Here is a 15,962-nt window from a genome sequence, read left to right as displayed (position 1 = left end):
TACGAGTGGGATACGAGGAGATTCGGTGAGTACACGGCTTCGGGCTCTCGGTGCGGTGGCGGCGATCGTGCTGCTGACCGGTGGATGCGCGGCGGGCACACACCCGGGTGCGGCAGCCGTTGTCGGCACGACCGAGATCAGCATCGGCGACGTCGACAAGACCTCGCAGGCGGTGACCACCGCACTCGGGCAGAACTACAACACCGCCGCCGCGCTCAGCGACCTGGTGAACAACGCGATCCTCGGGCAGGTCCAGCAGGACAAGTCGATCACGGTCACGCCCGCGGAGACCGCGGCAGCGGCCAAGAACGCGGTCGGCGACGACGAGGCGACGTACGAGAAGTTCCAGAGCGACACGGTCGCGCGCGACTTCCTCAACGACGTCGCGACGTCCGCGGTCGTCACCGTCAAGCTCGGCGGCGGCACCAGCAAGGACCTGCAGGACCAGGCCAAGCTGCAGCAAGGCCTGCTCGCGGTGAAGGACGCGTCGAAGGACATCAACGTCTCGGTCGCGCCGCGCTTCGGCCAGTGGACCGACGGCAAACTCGACACGACGGTCTCCGGCTCCCTCTCTATCGAGTCGCCCCAGACGGCCGCCAAGCGCAAGGCCGCCGCCGACGCGGCCCAGCAGGCCCAACCCCAGGGCTGACGGTTCATGAGTAGCGGTGGGACGATCACGGTCGTACTCACCAGTCCCCGGGTCGCGCCGGGCCTGCTGACCCGCGCGACCTGGCAGGCCCTCGAGGCCGCCGACGAGATCGGCGCCTCGGGCGGTCCGGGCCGGCCCGACGTACAGGCTGTGATCGGCTCCGGACTGGTCGTCACCCAGGTCGAGGCCGGCGTCTCCGCCGCCTGGAGCTGGCTGTCGTCCGCGGCCGCCGCCGGCCGACAGGTCGTCTGGCTCACCGGGGACGACGGCGAGCCGGGTCTCCTCCGGGTCGTGTCCGACGAGCTCGTCCGCGAGCCGTCGTACCAGGTGGAGATCATTCACGGCTCGTACGACGTACCCGGCGCCCGGCTGATCGACCTCGTGCGCGTGATGGACCGCCTCCGCCGCAACTGCCCGTGGGACCAGGAACAGACCCACGAGAGCCTCGCTCGCTATCTCCTGGAAGAGACCTACGAGACGCTCGAGGCAATCGACACCGGCGACCTCTCGCACCTGCAGGAGGAGCTGGGGGATCTGCTGCTGCAGGTCGCGTTCCACTCGCGGATCGCCGAGGACAACCCCGACGAGGCTTTCACGATCGACGACGTCTCGGCCGGCATCGTCGAGAAACTTATCCGCCGCCATCCCCACGTCTTCGGCACCGTCGACGCCGCGGACGCCGCCGCCGTCGAGGCCAACTGGGAAACCATCAAGGCCGCCGAGAAGCAGCGCTCCTCGGTCCTCGAAGGCATCCCCCTCGCCCTGCCGGCCCTAGCCCTGGCCGACAAGGTCCTGGGTCGCTCGGCGAAGGTCCTGCCATCGGACGCCACTTCTGGGGCGATGTCCGCGGACCAGATCGGCCCGGAGCTCCTCGCCATCGTGCGTGAAGCCCGCAGCCTCGGCGTCGACGCCGAGCAGGCACTACGGACAGCAGTCGCCTCACTGGCCGACCAGATCCGCGCCGCCGAGAGCGCCTGACTCGGCTAATTCACCGGCGTGACGGGCCGTCGGCTGACAAGCTGGAGGCATGGACGTCGCCGAGGTACTGCGGGAGCACTGGAACCTGAAGCCCGACGTCGTCGAACCGCTCACGGGCGGGATGAACTCCGCGGCGTACCTGGTCTCGCATGAGGGCCGGCGGCTGGTGTTGAAGGCTGTTGGTGAGGATGACACCGCGTTCGAGCCGGGCCTCGCGCTCGCAGTGCGGCTGGATGATGCCGGGCTCACCACCGGCCGGCCAACGCCCAGCAATCACGGGCGGCTCGTGGAGCGGGTCGACGGGCGGCAGGTTGCGGTTCTCGAGTACGTCGACGGGCCGGAGCTGGTTGAGACGGATCAGGCCGAGATCGGCGACCTGCTCGGGCGGGTGCATGCGGCCGCAGCGGTGGAACCCGGCGATACAGCCGACTGGCTGCGTTTCCTGCTGCCGTTCGAGGAGAGTCTGGATCTCGAGCCCTGGATCCGGCCGGCGGTCGAGGGCGCGGTGACCGAAGCGATCGCGCTAGGCCGGCTCTCGTGGGCCTGGCTGCACGGCGATCCGGCCGCCGAGGCTTTCCGGCGGCAGGCCGACGGCGAGGTTGCGCTGATCGACTGGGGGAGCGCCATGGAGGGTCCGATCCTGTACGACGTGGCGTCTGCCGTCATGTACACCAGTGACCAGGTCGTACCGGCGTACCTGCGCCAACGCCCTGAGCTGTCCGACGAAGTGGACCGAGGCCTGGACATGTTCCTGCGCGTCCGATGGGCGGTCCAGGCGGGGTACTTCGCTTGGCGGATCGCGAACAATGTCCTCACGGGCATCTCCGGCCCTGCGGACAACGCCCGCGGCCTCGCCCACGCCCGCAGTTCGTTCGGGCTGTGAACTTCGGGCTGTGAACTTCGCTGTGAACTGAGAGGAGCACGATCGTGGCCATCCACTACGCGCGCCGGATCAACGGGGTCCGCCCGTCCGCCATCCGCGAGCTTCTGCGGCTCGGCGACGACCCGGAGCTGATCTCGTTCGGCGGCGGCTACCCCGACCCGGCGCTGTTCCCGATGAGCGAGCTCAGCGAGATCTTCCACGAGCTTCTCACCACGGCAACCGCCGGCACCCTGCAGTACACCGAGTCCCGTGGGCTCCCGGAGCTGCGCAAGCTGATCGCGGAACGGCTCACGCGCGGTGGGACTGTGTGCGGCGCCGACGACGTACTGATCGTCCAAGGCGGTCAGCAGGGCCTCGATCTGACCGCCAAGCTCCTGCTCGACGCGGGCGACGTCGTCATCACCGAGAACCCAACGTTCCTCGGCGCGCTGATCGCGTTCGCGCCGTACGAACCGCGCTACGCGCCGGTGCGCATCGACGACGACGGGATGGACGTGGACCATCTCGAGGAGACCCTGGCGCGGAACCCGGGTGCCAAGCTGCTGTACACCGTGCCCGATTTCCAGAACCCGACCGGCGTCACGCTGAGCCTCGAGCGTCGCCGGCGGCTGATCGAGCTGGCCAATCGGCATCAGCTCGTGGTCCTGGAGGACACGCCGTACCGCGATCTGCGCTACGAGGGCAGCCACCTGCCGACGCTGAAGAGTCTCGACACCGAGGGCCGGGTGGTCCATGTCGGCAGCTTCTCGAAAATCCTTGCCCCCGGCGTGCGGCTGGGATGGGCGGTCGCAGCGCCCGATGTGCTGGAGAAACTCGGGCTGCTGAAGCTTGCCGCCGACACCCAGAGCAGCACGCTCAACATGGCTGCGGCAGCCGCGTACCTTGGCCGCTACGACATCGACCGCCACATCGCCGACGGCAACGCGGTCTACCGCCACAAGCGCGATCTCGCGCTGGCGACGCTCGACGAGGTGCTGCCGCCGTCCGTCCGGTTCACCCGGCCGGACGGCGGGCTGTTCACCTGGCTTTCGTTCCCTGAGGGTTTCGACGCCGCGAAGTTCATGCAGGAGACGCTCCTGCCGGCGAAGATCGCCTACGTCCCCGGAGCAACCTTCTTCCCGGTCCACCACGAGCCCAACCACGCCCGCCTCAGCTACTCCGGCATCCCCGACGACCGCCTCCTCCACGGCCTCCAACAACTGGGCGACCTAGTACGCCGCCAACTCGAGAGCTAGCCGAACCGCCGCCTCGGTGCTCGCCCAGTCCTTGAAGAGGTACCGGTTCGCGACAACCGGCGTGATCGCCCTGATCACGTCCGGTTTGTCATCGACGAAATGCGTGATCCCGAGCTCGGCACAGTGAACCGCCTTCTCCGGCCGCCGCAAACAGAACCGGACGTTGCCCTCAGCAACCCCGGTCAGTTCCCAGAAGCGATGGTGTGCCAGCCACTCCAGCGACCGCTGCTGGATCCGCGGTCCGCACTTCGACACCAACCAGGTCTCGTCGAAGAGCGGCACCAACCGCGCGATCGCCTCGAAAGCACCTGGTACTGCAGGCGTTCGCGGTGTTTGCGCGGCACCGCAACTTCACGCGCGCCGCCGAGGAGTTGCACGTCAGTCAGCCGGCCCTGCATACCCGCATCCGGAAGCTCGAGCACCGTCTCGACACCTCGCTGTATGTGAAGCAAGGTCGGCTCCTGCACCTGACGGACGCCGGCGAGCGGCTCGCGGCGTTCGCGAACGACAGCCGGGATCGCGCGGCCGAGTTCCTGGGCACGCTGGACGCACTCCCGCCGCGGCCCCTGGTTCTCATTGCGGGATCGGGCACGTATCTGTACCTGCTCGGAGACCCCATCCGGCGGTTTGTCGCGAAGGGCCGAGAGCTACAGCTTCGCACCGGCGATGCCAGCGCGACGCTCGCGGCCGTGCGTGAAGGTACGGCGGATATCGGCGTCACGGCGCTGGGTGTCCCGCCGGACGACCTCGAGTGCGAGCTGCTGGCGCAATACCCGCAGACCCTGATCACGCGGACCGGCCACCGGCTCGCGGAGCGTCGTACCGTGCGGTTGAAGGATCTGCAGGACGAGGCGCTCGTCGTACCGCCGAAGGATCGGCCGCATCGGCAGCAGCTGGAGCGGAGCATGCTCGATCAGGGGATCCGGTGGTCCGTCGCGGTTGAGGCCGAAGGGTGGGAACTGCTGGTCCACTTCGTCCGTCTCGGTATAGGACCGGCCGTCGTCAACGGCTCCGTGCGTACGACGGCAGCCGTGCGCAAGATCCCGGTCAAGGATCTGCCGCCGGTGCGGTACTACGTCGTCACGCGCCCGGACCGCAGCGAACGGGTGTCCGAACTGAGGGGGATGCTGGGGTGAGCAAGGACAGCCGCGCGATCTCCAAGCTGCTCCGGCATACAGCAGGTGAGCGCGGCCTCACGATGAGTGCGGACGGCTGGGTGGCGATCGCCGACGTACTGCGCCTGCTCGGGCTCGATCGCGCGGCGCTCGACGCGGCGGTGGAGCAGAACGACAAACGCCGGCTGCAGATCGACGGCGACCGGATCCGCGCCTGCCAGGGCCACTCGCTGGCGGGGATGCCGGTGACGCGTGAAGCCTTGGAGAACAGTTGGGAACGGGTCTACCCCGTAGACCTGCTGTGGCACGGGACGAATCGCACCGCGCTGGCGGCGATCGAGCGGGAGGGTTTGCGGCCGGGGCGGCGTACCCACGTGCATCTGGCGCCGTCGAAGGACAGCGAGGTCGGGCGGCGCACGCGCGTAGAAGTCTTGCTGGGTGTGGATTCCGGCGATCTTGCGGTCTTTCGGGCGCCCAACGGAGTGTTACTGACGCGGGAGGTACCTGTGGATGCGATCGTTAGGACCGACGCGGTCCACTGAGGCTGGTGGTCTGGAGGCTAGGCTCGGGACCGATTCGTCATCGAGAACTTGGGAGTCAATAGTGGCCACCATCGAGGCCGTCGGCGCCCGCGAGATCCTCGACTCGCGCGGCAACCCCACTGTCGAGGTCGAGGTTCTACTCGACGACGACACCGTCGCCCGGGCGGCCGTCCCGTCGGGCGCGTCCACCGGCCAGTTCGAGGCCGTCGAGCTGCGTGACGGCGACAAGGAGCGGTACGGCGGCAAGGGTGTCCAGAAGGCGATCACCGCGATCCTGGAGGACATCGACAAGGAGATCGTCGGGTACGACGTCCACGAGCAGCGGCTGATCGACCAGGCCCTCCTCGACCTGGACGGCACCCCGAACAAGGCCAAGCTCGGCGCCAACGCCATCCTCGGCGTCAGCCTCGCGGTTGCCAAGGCGGCCGCGGACAGCTCCGGCCTGCCGCTGTTCCGCTACGTCGGCGGCCCGAACGCGCACGTCCTGCCGGTGCCGATGATGAACATCCTGAACGGCGGCGCGCACGCGGACAGCAACGTCGACGTCCAGGAGTTCATGATCGCTCCGATCGGCGCCGCGACGTACGGCGAGGCGCTGATGCAGGGCGCGACCGTCTACCACGCGCTGAAGGCAGTACTGAAGGAGCGCGGCCTGTCCACCGGCCTCGGCGACGAGGGCGGTTTCGCGCCGAACCTGGCCAGCAACCGTGAGGCCCTCGACCTGATCGCGGTCGCGATCGAGAAGGCCGGTCTGCAGCTCGGCAAGGACATCGCGCTGGCGATGGACGTCGCGGCGAGCGAGTTCCACACCGACGGCGTGTACGCGTTCGAGGGCGGCAAGAAGTCCGCGGACGAGATGATCGCCTACTACGCCGACCTGGTCGCGTCGTACCCGATCGTCTCGATCGAGGACCCGCTGAACGAGGAGGACTGGGACGGCTGGAAGAGCCTGACCGGTCAGCTCGGCGACAAGATCCAGATCGTCGGCGACGACCTGTTCGTCACCAACGTCGAGCGGCTGCAGCGCGGTATCACCGAGAAGTCGGCGAACAGCCTGCTGGTCAAGGTGAACCAGATCGGCTCGCTGAGCGAGACGCTGGACGCCGTCGACCTGGCCCACCGCAGCGGCTTCACCTGCATGATGAGCCACCGCTCCGGCGAGACCGAGGACACCACGATCGCCGACCTCGCGGTCGCGACCAACTGCGGCCAGATCAAGTCCGGCGCTCCGGCCCGGTCCGACCGCACCGCGAAGTACAACCAGCTGCTCCGGATCGAGGAGGAGCTCGACGACGCGGCGACGTACGCCGGTCGCTCGGCCTTCCCGCGCTTCCAGGGCTGACGTGCTGCGTTGAATTCTTAGGGAGGATCCAGGTATGCCGTCCCGTCGGGAATCCGGTGCACGCCCAGGCTCGCGTCCGTCGAGCCGGACCCAGTCGCGTCCACCGGCCCGGCGGGGCGACCAGCCCAAACGCCGTACGGCGGGAACCCAGCCGGAGCCGGCGCGGACCAGGGGTTCGCGCAACCTGACCGGGCGGGCGGCCGTCGTACTGCTCGTCCTCGGGGCGTTGATCGTGTCGTACGCGCAGAGTCTGCGAGTGTGGTTCGACCAGCACCAGCAGGTCAGCGCGCTGCAGCAGGAGATCCGCGACCGGGAGAAGCGGGTCGGCGAGCTGAACGACGAGATCGCCCGGTGGAACGACGACGCGTACGTGAAGGCGCAGGCGCGGCAGCGGCTCGGTTGGGTGATGCCGGGCGAGGTCGGGTACCGCGTGATCGGCGCGGACGGGAAGCCGGTCGGCGCCCCGCCGGAGCCGTCGACGCCGTCCGACGGTGCGACGGACACGCAGAAGCCGACCTGGTACACGAAGCTGTGGGGGAGCGTCGAAGGCGCCGGCAAGCCGCCGGTGGCCGCGACGCCGACGCCGGCCAAGCCCACCCCGAAGCCGATCATCACGCCGTCACCTAAGGTAACCAGGTGAGCGTCAGCCCCGCCGACCAAGAAGCAGTCAGCAAGCAGCTCGGCCGTACTGCGCGCGGCATCCGCTCGATCGCGCACCGCTGCACCTGCGGCCTCCCGGACGTGGTCGAGACCGAGCCGCGCCTGCCGGACGGCACGCCGTTCCCCACCACGTACTACGTGACGTGCCCGCGGCTCGCGTCGGCGATCGGGACGCTCGAGGCCTCCGGCATGATGAAGGAAATGACCGACCGGCTGGCGGAAGACGAGGACCTGGCCGCCCGCTACCGCGCCGCTCACGAGTCGTACCTCGCCCATCGCGAGTCGATCGAACACGTCCCGGAAATCGCCGGTATCACTGCCGGCGGTATGCCGACCCGCGTGAAGTGTTTGCACGTGCTGGTGGGCCACTCGTTGGCCGCCGGTCCCGGCGTGAACCCGCTGGGAGACGAGGCCCTTGAAGCCCTGGACGACTGGGGCCGCCGAGGGCCGTGTGTCTGAGCGCGTTGCTGCCGTTGACTGCGGAACCAACTCCATCCGGCTGCTGATTGCGGATCTTGTCGACGGTCAGCTGGTTGAGGTCGACCGGCGGATGACGATCGTCCGCCTCGGTCAGGGTGTCGACGCCACCGGAACCTTCGCCCCGGAAGCCCTCGCCCGCGTCTTCGCGGCCTGTGAGGACTTCGCATCCGTCCTAGAGTCCAAGGCCGTCAGCAGGATCCGCTTCGTCGCGACCTCCGCGGCCCGAGACGTCAGCAACCGCGACGCCTTCTTCACCGGCGTTCAAGAACGCATCGGCGTGCAGCCCGAGATCATCTCAGGCCGCGAAGAAGCCGAACTGAGCTTCCGCGGCGCAACCACCTCGCTCGACCTCCCCGCGCCGTACCTGGTCGCCGACATCGGCGGCGGCTCCACCGAGTTGGTCCTGGGAAACTCTGATGGCCTGATAGCAGCGCAGTCCCTCGACATCGGCTCAGTGCGCCTCACCGAGCGCCACGTAACCACCGACCCAACCAGCCCCGCCGAACTGGCCGCCATCACGCGCGACGTCGACGCCCTCCTCGACAGCACCACAGTCGCGCTGGCTCAGGCCCGCGCCCTCATCGGCGTAGCCGGCACCTGCACCACCGTCGCCGCCGTCGCGCTGGGCCTCCCGCAGTACGACCGCACAGCCGTCCACCACGCACACCTGTCGGCGGACCACTTGCGCCAAGCAACCACCTGGCTCACAACCTCAACCCGCACCGCCCGCTCCGCCGTCCCCTCCATCCACCCCGGCCGAGTAGACGTCATCGGCGCCGGCGCAGTAATCCTCCAACGCCTCTTCAACCGCCTCGACCTCAACGAACTGCTCATCTCCGAACACGACATCCTCGACGGCGTCGCCCTCTCCCTCGCCTAGATCACGAGATTGTGTCACAAAATTGTGCTACCTTTGCGGCATGGTTACTCCGAACGAACATGCCGTGGGGCTGCGGGAACTGCGCCACCGGACCAGCGAGGTGCTGGCCCGCGTCCGGCATGGCGAGACGATCGATGTGACCGAGTATGGTCGGCTGGTCGCGCGGATCGTGCCCGTCGACGAGCGGGCGGCGACACCGGTGCTGGATCGGCTCACGGAGCAAGGCAGGGTGCGCGCAGCTGTACGGCCGGGGTTCCGGCCGCGGATGCGTGCCGGCGACGGCACCGATCGGCTGAGTGATGCGCTCGCCGCACTGCGCGACGAGGAGTCTTGGTGAGTCTGTACTACCTCGACACCTCGGCAGCGCTCAAGTTGCTGGTGGAAGAGAGCCACTCCAAGGCATTCGCAGAGTTCTACGACCAGGCGGTCGGCGCAGCATGGGTGAGTTCGGCCTTGCTGCGGATCGAGGTCATGAGGGCGGTGACGCGGGTCTTTCCTGCCGTGCTCCCGGATGCGCGAGATCTACTTCTTGCCTTCGACTTCATCAGCATCGACGACGACATCGTGGACGCCGCGATGAACGAACCGGATCGTATGCTGCGGTCTCTGGATGCGATTCATCTGGCGACCGCCCGGGTGCTCGGAGCGGATCTGACCGGCTTGGCCACATACGACGACCGGCTGGCTGAGGCGGGCAGGGACGCGGGCTTCGAGATCGTCAGTCCTCGCGGGTGAGGCGTTCGTTCACCTGATGCGGACGCCGTCCAGGGCGATGGTGAGGACTCGGTCGCGTTGGGCTTGGTCTACGAAGCCGGCGGCGGTGAGGCCGCTGACCATGCGGAGGAGGTCGTCGAAGGAGACGTCCTTGCGGGCCTCGCCGGCCTCTTGGGCTCGCTCGAACAGCGGTGTGCCGGCCGCGTACATCGCCGCTCGTGCCGTCTTGAAGTTCTCGGTCTCGCGGTTCAGGGACTCCCAGATCGCGCGCTTGGTCGCGGCGTACTCGACGAAGCGGTGCAGCCACGTCGTCAGCGCGTCCCACGGCGGTAGATCGGCGACCTTCTCCGCCGCGATGCACAGCTCCTCGATCTCGCCGAAGTACACCGCGTTGAGCAGGTCCTGACGGTTCGGGAAGTTGCGGTACAGCGTGCCGATGCCGACACCGGCCTGGCGGGCGATGTCCTCGAGCGACGCCTCGACGCCCTTGGAGGCGAACGCGTCCCGGGCAGCGGCGAGCAGCGCGTCGAAATTCCGCCGCGCGTCGGCCCGCTGCGGCCGCCGTACGTCGACCTGCAAAGCCGGTCTGCTCTGCGCGCTGTCCATTCGATCACCTTAGCCAGTTGTTACCGGAGGCATCCCTCCGCTATAGTGGAGGCACACCTCGACTTTACCAGGCCGGGGACTCCCACGCCGTCCTACGGCGTGATCACACCCTTTCGAAGGACTTCTGCATGCCTGTCATCAGGTCTGGAAACCCGCGACTGACCTTGGCGGTCCTCGCCACGGTCGTCGCATCGTTCTCGATGCTGCAGTCGCTGGTGAGCCCGGCGCTGCCCGTCATCCAGCACGACCTGCACACCACCCCGAGCACGGTCACCTGGGTCTTCACCGCGCTTCTGCTGTCCGTCTCGGTCGCAACACCACTCCTCGGCCGCATCGGCGACATGGTCGGCAAGGAGCGCACGCTGTTCATCGCCCTCGGCGCGCTCGCCGTCGGCTGTCTGATCGCGGCCCTCGCGCCGAACATCGGTGTACTGATCGCTGCCCGCGTCTTCCAGGGCGTCGGCGGCGCCGTCTTCCCGCTGGCGTTCGGGATCATCCGGGACGAGTTCCCGGCCGAGCGCGTGCCGTCCGTGGTCGGCGTGGTCTCCGCGATCATCGCCGCCGGCGGCGGGCTGGGAATCGTACTGGCCGGCCCGATCGTGGAGTGGCTCGGCTGGCGCTGGCTGTTCTGGGTCCCGATGGCGGTCGTCAGCGTGTCGGCCGTGCTGGTACGCCGGTACGTCCCGGAGTCACCGAACCGCGTGCCAGGCCGAATCGACTGGCTCGCCGCAGCCTTCCTGTCCGGCTGGCTGATCGCGCTGCTGCTCCCGCTGAGCAGCGGCCGCACGTGGGGCTGGGGCTCCGTCCGTACGGTCGGCCTGTTCGCACTGGCCGTCGTACTGCTCGTCGGCTGGATCACCGTCGAACTCCGCTCGCGGAGCCCGCTGATCGACATGCGGATGATGCGCCGCCCGGCGGTGTGGACGACGAACCTCGTGGCGCTGCTGTTCGGCGCGGCGATGTTCGCGGTGTACGCGTTCGTGCCGCAGTTCCTGCAGATCCCGAAGGCCGCTGGTTTCGGCTTCGGGGCGAGCGTGACGCAGGCCGGCCTGCTGATGCTGCCGATGCTGGTGACGATGGCGGTCACCGGGTCCATGAGCGGCCCGCTCGCACCGCGGTTCAACGTGAAGGCACAGGTCGTCTCCGGTTCCGCGCTCAGCCTGGTCGCGGCGCTGCTCTTTGCGGAGTTCCACGACCAGCAGTGGCAGGTGGCGCTCTCCACGGCCCTGTTCGGCATCGGGCTTGGGCTCGCCTACGCGTCCATGACCAGCCTGATCGTGCAGAACGTCCCGCGCGAGCAGACCGGTGCCGCCACCGGCATGAACACCAACATCCGCACCATCGGCGGCTCCATCGGTACGGCGCTGGCCAGCTCGATCATCACCGGCCACCTCCAGCCATCCGGCCTTCCCGCCGAGTCGGGCTTCACCGACACGTTCCTCCTGCTGGCCGCATTCGCTGCCGCAGCCGTCGTACTGGCGCTGGCGATTCCGAGCCCTCGCCGTACGCGGCCCGTCGAGGCAACCGAACCGCAGCCGGTCGAGGAGCTAGCCGCCTAGTCCCTCGACGGCAGCGAGAATGCGGGCCCACGGCAGCACCCGTCCGCCCGGTTCTCGCGGCTCGCGTAGTTCCCATTCGATGAGTACGACGCCTGCCGCGCGCAGCGTCGCCAGATGACCGGCCCACGCGGGATGCCTCGCGTGGGCCGCGTTCACGCGCGGGAACACCACCATCGGCGTACTCCCGAGACCCTCGGACAGGACGGACAACGCCTGGTTGTCCCCGATCCCGAGCGCCAGCTTGGCGACGGTGTTCGCACTGGCGGGCGCGGCAACGAAAACGTCGATCGGCGGATGCGGCCGCGGCTCATCAGGTCGCCGAGGGTGTGAGCGCACGGGGAGACCGGTGATGCGCTCCAGTTCCCACCGCTCGGCCGGCGCGAGCCACTCAGCTGCCCTGGGTGTGAGGGTGATCGCGACCTGGTGGCCGCTGACGACGAGAGGTACAACCAACCCCTGCCGTAGTTGCTCGACCCCGCCTGTGGCGGACGCGACGACTCCGATGATGCTCATGTCTTTAGTCTGAGGGGATGAAGCTTCCGCATCCGCTGACGGGGCAGTTGTTCGAGAGCCCGGTGCCGCCCGGGACCGGATGGCCGGAGGATCCCGCAGTACGACGTACACCGGTGGCACAAGACCCGGCCGAGGTCGTGAAGCTCGCGGCAACCGACGACCTGCGCGAACTGGAAGGGCGGGTCTCCGTCTGTCGCGCCTGTCCGCGGCTCGTTGAATGGCGGGAAGATGTTGCTGTCGGCAAGCGAAAGTCCTTCGCCGATCAGCCTTACTGGGGCCGCCCGATCCCTGGCTGGGGAGACCCGGCCCCGCGCATCCTTATCGCCGGACTCGCCCCCGCGGCGAACGGCGGCAACCGCACCGGCCGCGTCTTCACCGGCGACCGCTCGGGTGACTGGCTGTTCGCGTCGCTCTACCGCATCGGTCTCGCCAACCAGCCCACCAGCGAACACGCTGGCGACGGCCTGCACCTGAGCGGCGCGCGCATGATCGCCGCCGTCCGCTGTGCGCCACCCGCCAACAAACCCACGCCCGACGAACGCGACAACTGCGCCCCGTGGTTCCGCCGCGAGCTCGAACTGTCGCTCCGCACCACCCGAGCAATCGTCTGCTTGGGCAAGTTCGGGTACGACGCCCTGCTCAGCGGACTCGCATCTTTAGGCGCAACCATCCCACGACCGCGCCCCAAGTTCGGCCACGCCGTGGAACACCAGATCCCAACCCCACAAGGCGATATCACCGTCCTCGGCTGCTTCCACCCCAGCCAGCAGAACACTTTCACCGGCAAGCTCACCGAACCCATGCTCGACGCCGTCCTCACCAGAGCCAAGACGTTGGCCGGGTCATCCACAGAGCCGCAGAAGTGAGGTTGACCCGAGTGATGAAGGTGTTGGAAGCTCGCCGCATGCCTCCGAAGCGGGTGTTCACATGACGAGTGGGAATCTGCCCGAGCAGTCCCGCGGACGCCCCGCCACGCGTCGCGAGGCGGGCGGTGTGGAGCGCTCGACCGCCACGCCGCAGCTGCCCGGCGCCCATGACGCGACGGACTTCAACTTCGTCCCTTCCCCGGACCGGTTCCACTTCTGGGAAGAGCTCCACGACGACGTCAAGGCGTACGTCGAGCGCAAGGTCGGCCCGAGAATCGACTGGTGGGCCGACCGCCACAAACGCGAACACGACCGCCCGTACGCCGTCGTCCTGGGCCCGAACGGTCTAGCCGTGACGACTCCACGCGTAAATGAGCAAGGCCAGCGCACCCAGAGCGTGCGCCTGGACCAGTTCGTCCCGTCCAGCCTCAAGCACGCCGTCGTACAGCAACAACCCACCAAACCACGAGGCGCCCTGCGCAACCTCGTCCCAGGCCGAGCCGGCACTCCCCAGCCCGCCGCCGCCCCACCCCCACAACTGAACCTCACCCAAGAAATGCGCGGCTTCCTAGGCAACCTCCCCCTAGAAGCCCAACACCGCCTCCAAACCCCGTTCCTTGCAGGCCAACCCGTCAAGCACTACCTCTCCTACGCCTACGGCACCGACGAAGACTACGAAGCCTGGTGCTACCTAGCCGGCGACCGCACGCTCACCTTCGCCTCCGGCCACTGCACCCGGCCGCGCGGCGTCGAAGCGAGCCAGGCGGCCTGGCAGCTGACCTGCTACCAGGCCGACATCGCCCGATAACCGGAGATCTCACCCAGCAACACCTGACGCCGTCCTGCCCGCCGCTGTCAGTCGTTCTGTTCGTCGCGCCAGGCGATCCACTGCCGGGCGGTGTCGAGGTTGTAGTCCGGCCCGCTGGTCGACGTCGTGAACAGGCTGACGCCCAGCTCGCGCAAGGCCGGTCCGGACTGGCGGGGATCGCCGCCGACGTGGACGGAGTACTCGATCTCCGACGGGTCGCGGCCGATCTCGGCGCAGTACTGCTGCAGCAGACCCAGCTTGCGGATCAGGTCGTCGCCCTCGGCGAAGGTGTTCCAGATGTCGGCGTGCGCGGCGACCACCCGGAGCATCTTCTGCTCGCCACCGCCGGCGATCAGGATCGGCATCCGGCCGACCGGCGGCGGGTTCAGCGCGGCCAGGCGCTTCTTGATCCTCGGCAGTGCATCGGCCAGCTCGGCGACGCGGCGCCCGGGCGACGGGAACTCGTATCCGTACTCGAGGAACTCGCGCTCCTTGAACCCGGCTCCGACACCGAGAATCACCCGCCCGTCGCTGATGTGGTCGACCGTCCGGGCCATGTCGGCCAGCAGGTCCGGGTTGCGGTAACTGTTGCAGCTGACCAGTACCCCGAGCTCCACCCGCGAGGTCTGCTCGGCCAGCGCGGCAAGCGTCGTCCATCCCTCGAAATGCTTGCCCTCAGCATTCTTCCCCAACGGGAAGAAGTGGTCCCAGGTGAACAGCGCATCAGCCCCGAGCCCCTCGACCTCACCAGCCGCACGCCGAATATCCACATAATCGGCGCGCTGCGGCGCCAGTTGTACACCGATCCGTACCGGTCTCACGAAAGTCGCCCCATCTCGTGTCAGACAAACACTCGACGATAGGACACAAGAGGCCCAGGCTGCACACGATTTGTGCCCGGGACGGGATTCGAACCCGTATGCCTTTCGGCTGGGAGGTTTAAGCTCCCTGCGTCTGCCGTTCCGCCACCCGGGCGTCGGGACGAGGGTACTCGTTATTGGTAGGTCTTCCGGGGGTAGACGGCGTGGGCGCCGGCGACCCGGTCCAGGAAGAGTTTGCCGTTGCAGTGGTCGATCTCGTGCTGGAGGGCTCGGGCCTCGAAGGCGTCGGTGGTGATGGTGAGCGGGTCAGTGGTGCCAGGCAGTACGCCGCGAACGGTCAACCGGGTCGCGCGTTTGACGTCGCCGGTGAAGTCCGGGACGGACATGCAGCCCTCGCGGCCCTTCTCCTGACGACTCGCCTCGAGTACGACGGCGTTGCAGAGAACGAACACCCCATGACAAGTACGCGTCTTCGGGTGATCGCTCACATCCAGCGAGAACATCTGGGCCGCAACCCCGACCTGCGGCGCGGCCAGCCCGACACACCCGGGGGAGACCCGCATCGTCGCGACCAGGTCGGCCGCGAGCTGGATCATCGAAGCGTCGAGTGGATCCACCAACGCGCCCTCCGTCGCCAGCACTGGATGCGGCGCCCGTACGACGTCCAGGACACTGCCCTCGACGTCCAGCAACTTGGGGGACCAAGAGGCGATCACAGGTCGTCGCTCTCCGCCGGCCGCAGGGTGACGCCGACCCCAAGCTCCTCGGCGGTGATCTCGAGCGCCCGGTCCAGCATGTCCAGCTCCGCGGACGGCGGCAGCTCGACCTCTGCGGTCAGCACGTACAGCCCGCCGCTCAGCCGCGTCGCGAGATCCGTGATCGTCCCGCCGGCGGCCGCGATCATCCGCGTCACCGCAGCGACGATCCCGGGCCGGTCGGCCCCGTGCACACTCAGCATGTACGGCGCCCCGATCGGCGCGTGCTCGTGCTCGGGACCCATCGTCCGCACCGTGATGACCAGCTCGCCCTGCAGCGGCTCCAGCGCCGACTCCACCTCGTCGATCGGCCCGGCGCAGACGATCATCATCGCGAAATGGCCGCGCAGCAGCGTCATCGTGGTGTCCTCGAGGTTGACCCCGGTACCGACCAGGGCCCCGGTGACGTCCGCGATGATGCCCGGGCGGTCCGGGCCGATGACGGTGACAGCGAGCTGACTCATGCCCGGCAACCTACCGTTGACCTAAGTACCGCAAGAAAGCGACTTCGGTATCCGGACAACCCCAACGGCCCCGGAGAACGCTTACGCACCGC

General features: G+C 68.3%; 21 protein-coding genes and 1 tRNA gene. 15 read left to right on the top strand and 7 right to left on the bottom strand.

The genetic code is table 11. The annotated features are described in order from the left end of the window. The first annotated feature begins 25 nt into the window (after nucleotides 1-25). The 4 genes from ACQPYH_RS36545 to ACQPYH_RS36530 are packed head-to-tail and all read left to right on the top strand — an operon-like array spanning nucleotide 26 to nucleotide 3,745. A complete protein-coding gene (locus ACQPYH_RS36545; RefSeq protein WP_432881056.1) occupies nucleotides 26-649 on the top strand; it encodes a hypothetical protein in 624 nt (207 codons plus the stop codon). Between the two features lie 6 nt (nucleotides 650-655). Continuing rightward, the gene (locus ACQPYH_RS36540; protein ID WP_432881054.1) at nucleotides 656-1,627 is read left to right on the top strand and encodes a MazG family protein; all 972 of its coding nucleotides are present in this window, start codon (nucleotides 656-658) and stop codon (nucleotides 1,625-1,627) included. 49 nt (nucleotides 1,628-1,676) lie between these two features. Continuing rightward, nucleotides 1,677-2,510: a phosphotransferase enzyme family protein gene (locus tag ACQPYH_RS36535; protein WP_432881052.1), complete on the top strand. Its 834-nt coding sequence runs from the start codon at nucleotides 1,677-1,679 to the stop codon at nucleotides 2,508-2,510. Between the two features lie 44 nt (nucleotides 2,511-2,554). Beyond that, complete coding sequence (locus ACQPYH_RS36530; RefSeq protein ID WP_432881050.1) at nucleotides 2,555-3,745, top strand: PLP-dependent aminotransferase family protein; 1,191 nt, start codon at nucleotides 2,555-2,557, stop codon at nucleotides 3,743-3,745. On the opposite strand, the gene ACQPYH_RS36525 is transcribed toward ACQPYH_RS36530, so the two are convergent. Beyond that, on the bottom strand, nucleotides 3,719-4,027 hold the full coding sequence (locus ACQPYH_RS36525; protein WP_432881048.1) for a hypothetical protein: 309 nt from the start codon (nucleotides 4,025-4,027) through the stop codon (nucleotides 3,719-3,721). The two genes, ACQPYH_RS36530 and ACQPYH_RS36525, sit on opposite strands and share 27 nt — an antisense overlap. A 47-nt stretch (nucleotides 4,028-4,074) precedes the next feature. Between ACQPYH_RS36525 and ACQPYH_RS36520 the strand changes: the two genes are divergently transcribed. The 8 genes from ACQPYH_RS36520 (at nucleotide 4,075) to ACQPYH_RS36485 (ending at nucleotide 9,499) form a co-directional block, all read left to right on the top strand. Then, nucleotides 4,075-4,881: a LysR family transcriptional regulator gene (locus tag ACQPYH_RS36520; RefSeq protein ID WP_432881046.1), complete on the top strand. Its 807-nt coding sequence runs from the start codon at nucleotides 4,075-4,077 to the stop codon at nucleotides 4,879-4,881. Beyond that, nucleotides 4,878-5,402 carry an RNA 2'-phosphotransferase gene (locus tag ACQPYH_RS36515; protein ID WP_432881044.1) on the top strand — a complete coding sequence of 175 codons (525 nt, stop codon included), beginning with the start codon at nucleotides 4,878-4,880 and terminating at the stop codon, nucleotides 5,400-5,402. The genes ACQPYH_RS36520 and ACQPYH_RS36515 overlap by 4 nt, the downstream gene beginning before the upstream one ends. Nucleotides 5,403-5,463: 61 nt before the next feature. Continuing rightward, on the top strand, nucleotides 5,464-6,744 hold the full coding sequence (eno, locus tag ACQPYH_RS36510; RefSeq protein ID WP_130440502.1) for a phosphopyruvate hydratase: 1,281 nt from the start codon (nucleotides 5,464-5,466) through the stop codon (nucleotides 6,742-6,744). 34 nt (nucleotides 6,745-6,778) lie between these two features. Further along, nucleotides 6,779-7,384, top strand: coding sequence for an FtsB family cell division protein (locus ACQPYH_RS36505; protein ID WP_432881042.1), 606 nt, complete (start codon nucleotides 6,779-6,781; stop codon nucleotides 7,382-7,384). Then, nucleotides 7,381-7,863, top strand: coding sequence for a DUF501 domain-containing protein (locus tag ACQPYH_RS36500; RefSeq protein ID WP_432881040.1), 483 nt, complete (start codon nucleotides 7,381-7,383; stop codon nucleotides 7,861-7,863). The genes ACQPYH_RS36505 and ACQPYH_RS36500 overlap by 4 nt, the downstream gene beginning before the upstream one ends. Further along, nucleotides 7,856-8,764 (top strand): exopolyphosphatase, encoded by a 909-nt coding sequence (locus tag ACQPYH_RS36495; protein WP_432881038.1) that lies wholly within the window; start codon nucleotides 7,856-7,858, stop codon nucleotides 8,762-8,764. The genes ACQPYH_RS36500 and ACQPYH_RS36495 overlap by 8 nt, the downstream gene beginning before the upstream one ends. A 40-nt stretch (nucleotides 8,765-8,804) precedes the next feature. Next, nucleotides 8,805-9,101 (top strand): type II toxin-antitoxin system Phd/YefM family antitoxin, encoded by a 297-nt coding sequence (locus ACQPYH_RS36490; protein WP_432881036.1) that lies wholly within the window; start codon nucleotides 8,805-8,807, stop codon nucleotides 9,099-9,101. Continuing rightward, nucleotides 9,098-9,499 (top strand): type II toxin-antitoxin system VapC family toxin, encoded by a 402-nt coding sequence (locus ACQPYH_RS36485; protein WP_432881034.1) that lies wholly within the window; start codon nucleotides 9,098-9,100, stop codon nucleotides 9,497-9,499. The genes ACQPYH_RS36490 and ACQPYH_RS36485 overlap by 4 nt, the downstream gene beginning before the upstream one ends. Before the next feature lie 9 nt (nucleotides 9,500-9,508). Here the strand turns inward: ACQPYH_RS36485 and ACQPYH_RS36480 are convergent, their stop codons facing one another. After that, a complete protein-coding gene (locus ACQPYH_RS36480) occupies nucleotides 9,509-10,084 on the bottom strand; it encodes a TetR/AcrR family transcriptional regulator (protein WP_432881031.1) in 576 nt (191 codons plus the stop codon). A 128-nt stretch (nucleotides 10,085-10,212) separates the two neighbouring features. Here ACQPYH_RS36480 and ACQPYH_RS36475 point away from each other — a divergent pair, with 128 nt between their 5' ends. Then, nucleotides 10,213-11,643, top strand: coding sequence for an MFS transporter (locus ACQPYH_RS36475; RefSeq protein ID WP_432881027.1), 1,431 nt, complete (start codon nucleotides 10,213-10,215; stop codon nucleotides 11,641-11,643). Here the strand turns inward: ACQPYH_RS36475 and ACQPYH_RS36470 are convergent. After that, complete coding sequence (locus ACQPYH_RS36470) at nucleotides 11,632-12,156, bottom strand: flavoprotein (RefSeq protein WP_432881025.1); 525 nt, start codon at nucleotides 12,154-12,156, stop codon at nucleotides 11,632-11,634. The two genes, ACQPYH_RS36475 and ACQPYH_RS36470, sit on opposite strands and share 12 nt — an antisense overlap. A gap of 17 nt (nucleotides 12,157-12,173) precedes the next feature. Here ACQPYH_RS36470 and ACQPYH_RS36465 point away from each other — a divergent pair, with 17 nt between their 5' ends. Together ACQPYH_RS36465 and ACQPYH_RS36460 are read left to right on the top strand one after the other, a co-directional pair. After that, nucleotides 12,174-13,022 carry a uracil-DNA glycosylase gene (locus tag ACQPYH_RS36465; protein WP_432881023.1) on the top strand — a complete coding sequence of 283 codons (849 nt, stop codon included), beginning with the start codon at nucleotides 12,174-12,176 and terminating at the stop codon, nucleotides 13,020-13,022. 61 nt (nucleotides 13,023-13,083) lie between these two features. Continuing rightward, a complete protein-coding gene (locus tag ACQPYH_RS36460; protein ID WP_432881021.1) occupies nucleotides 13,084-13,830 on the top strand; it encodes a hypothetical protein in 747 nt (248 codons plus the stop codon). A gap of 47 nt (nucleotides 13,831-13,877) precedes the next feature. On the opposite strand, the gene ACQPYH_RS36455 is transcribed toward ACQPYH_RS36460, so the two are convergent. The 4 genes from ACQPYH_RS36455 to ACQPYH_RS36440 form a co-directional block, all read right to left on the bottom strand. Next, nucleotides 13,878-14,651: an LLM class F420-dependent oxidoreductase gene (locus ACQPYH_RS36455; RefSeq protein ID WP_432881019.1), complete on the bottom strand. Its 774-nt coding sequence runs from the start codon at nucleotides 14,649-14,651 to the stop codon at nucleotides 13,878-13,880. 73 nt (nucleotides 14,652-14,724) lie between these two features. Further along, nucleotides 14,725-14,805 (bottom strand) — tRNA-Leu (locus tag ACQPYH_RS36450). A 19-nt stretch (nucleotides 14,806-14,824) separates the two neighbouring features. Next, the gene (def, locus tag ACQPYH_RS36445) at nucleotides 14,825-15,367 is read right to left on the bottom strand and encodes a peptide deformylase (protein ID WP_432881017.1); all 543 of its coding nucleotides are present in this window, start codon (nucleotides 15,365-15,367) and stop codon (nucleotides 14,825-14,827) included. Next, on the bottom strand, nucleotides 15,364-15,870 hold the full coding sequence (locus tag ACQPYH_RS36440) for a glycine cleavage system protein R (RefSeq protein WP_432881015.1): 507 nt from the start codon (nucleotides 15,868-15,870) through the stop codon (nucleotides 15,364-15,366). The genes def and ACQPYH_RS36440 overlap by 4 nt, the downstream gene beginning before the upstream one ends. Nucleotides 15,871-15,962 lie beyond the last annotated feature (92 nt).

Origin of the sequence: Kribbella sp. CA-245084, assembly GCF_050942355.1 — a bacterium.
GTDB lineage: Bacteria > Actinomycetota > Actinomycetes > Propionibacteriales > Kribbellaceae > Kribbella.
This window is presented reverse-complemented; position numbering and strand designations above follow the sequence as displayed.

Bases quoted from the DNA above. Each gene is read 5' to 3' on its own strand.
- ACQPYH_RS36535 (WP_432881052.1), top strand. From the start codon at position 1,677: ATGGACGTCGCCGAGGTACTGCGGGAGCACTGGAACCTGAAGCCCGAC.
- ACQPYH_RS36480 (WP_432881031.1), bottom strand. From the start codon at position 10,084: ATGGACAGCGCGCAGAGCAGACCGGCTTTGCAGGTCGACGTACGGCGG.
- ACQPYH_RS36460 (WP_432881021.1), top strand. From the start codon at position 13,084: ATGACGAGTGGGAATCTGCCCGAGCAGTCCCGCGGACGCCCCGCCACG.
- ACQPYH_RS36490 (WP_432881036.1), top strand. From the start codon at position 8,805: ATGGTTACTCCGAACGAACATGCCGTGGGGCTGCGGGAACTGCGCCAC.
- ACQPYH_RS36505 (WP_432881042.1), top strand. From the start codon at position 6,779: ATGCCGTCCCGTCGGGAATCCGGTGCACGCCCAGGCTCGCGTCCGTCG.
- ACQPYH_RS36470 (WP_432881025.1), bottom strand. From the start codon at position 12,156: ATGAGCATCATCGGAGTCGTCGCGTCCGCCACAGGCGGGGTCGAGCAA.
- ACQPYH_RS36440 (WP_432881015.1), bottom strand. From the start codon at position 15,870: ATGAGTCAGCTCGCTGTCACCGTCATCGGCCCGGACCGCCCGGGCATC.
- ACQPYH_RS36475 (WP_432881027.1), top strand. From the start codon at position 10,213: ATGCCTGTCATCAGGTCTGGAAACCCGCGACTGACCTTGGCGGTCCTC.
- ACQPYH_RS36540 (WP_432881054.1), top strand. From the start codon at position 656: ATGAGTAGCGGTGGGACGATCACGGTCGTACTCACCAGTCCCCGGGTC.
- ACQPYH_RS36465 (WP_432881023.1), top strand. From the start codon at position 12,174: ATGAAGCTTCCGCATCCGCTGACGGGGCAGTTGTTCGAGAGCCCGGTG.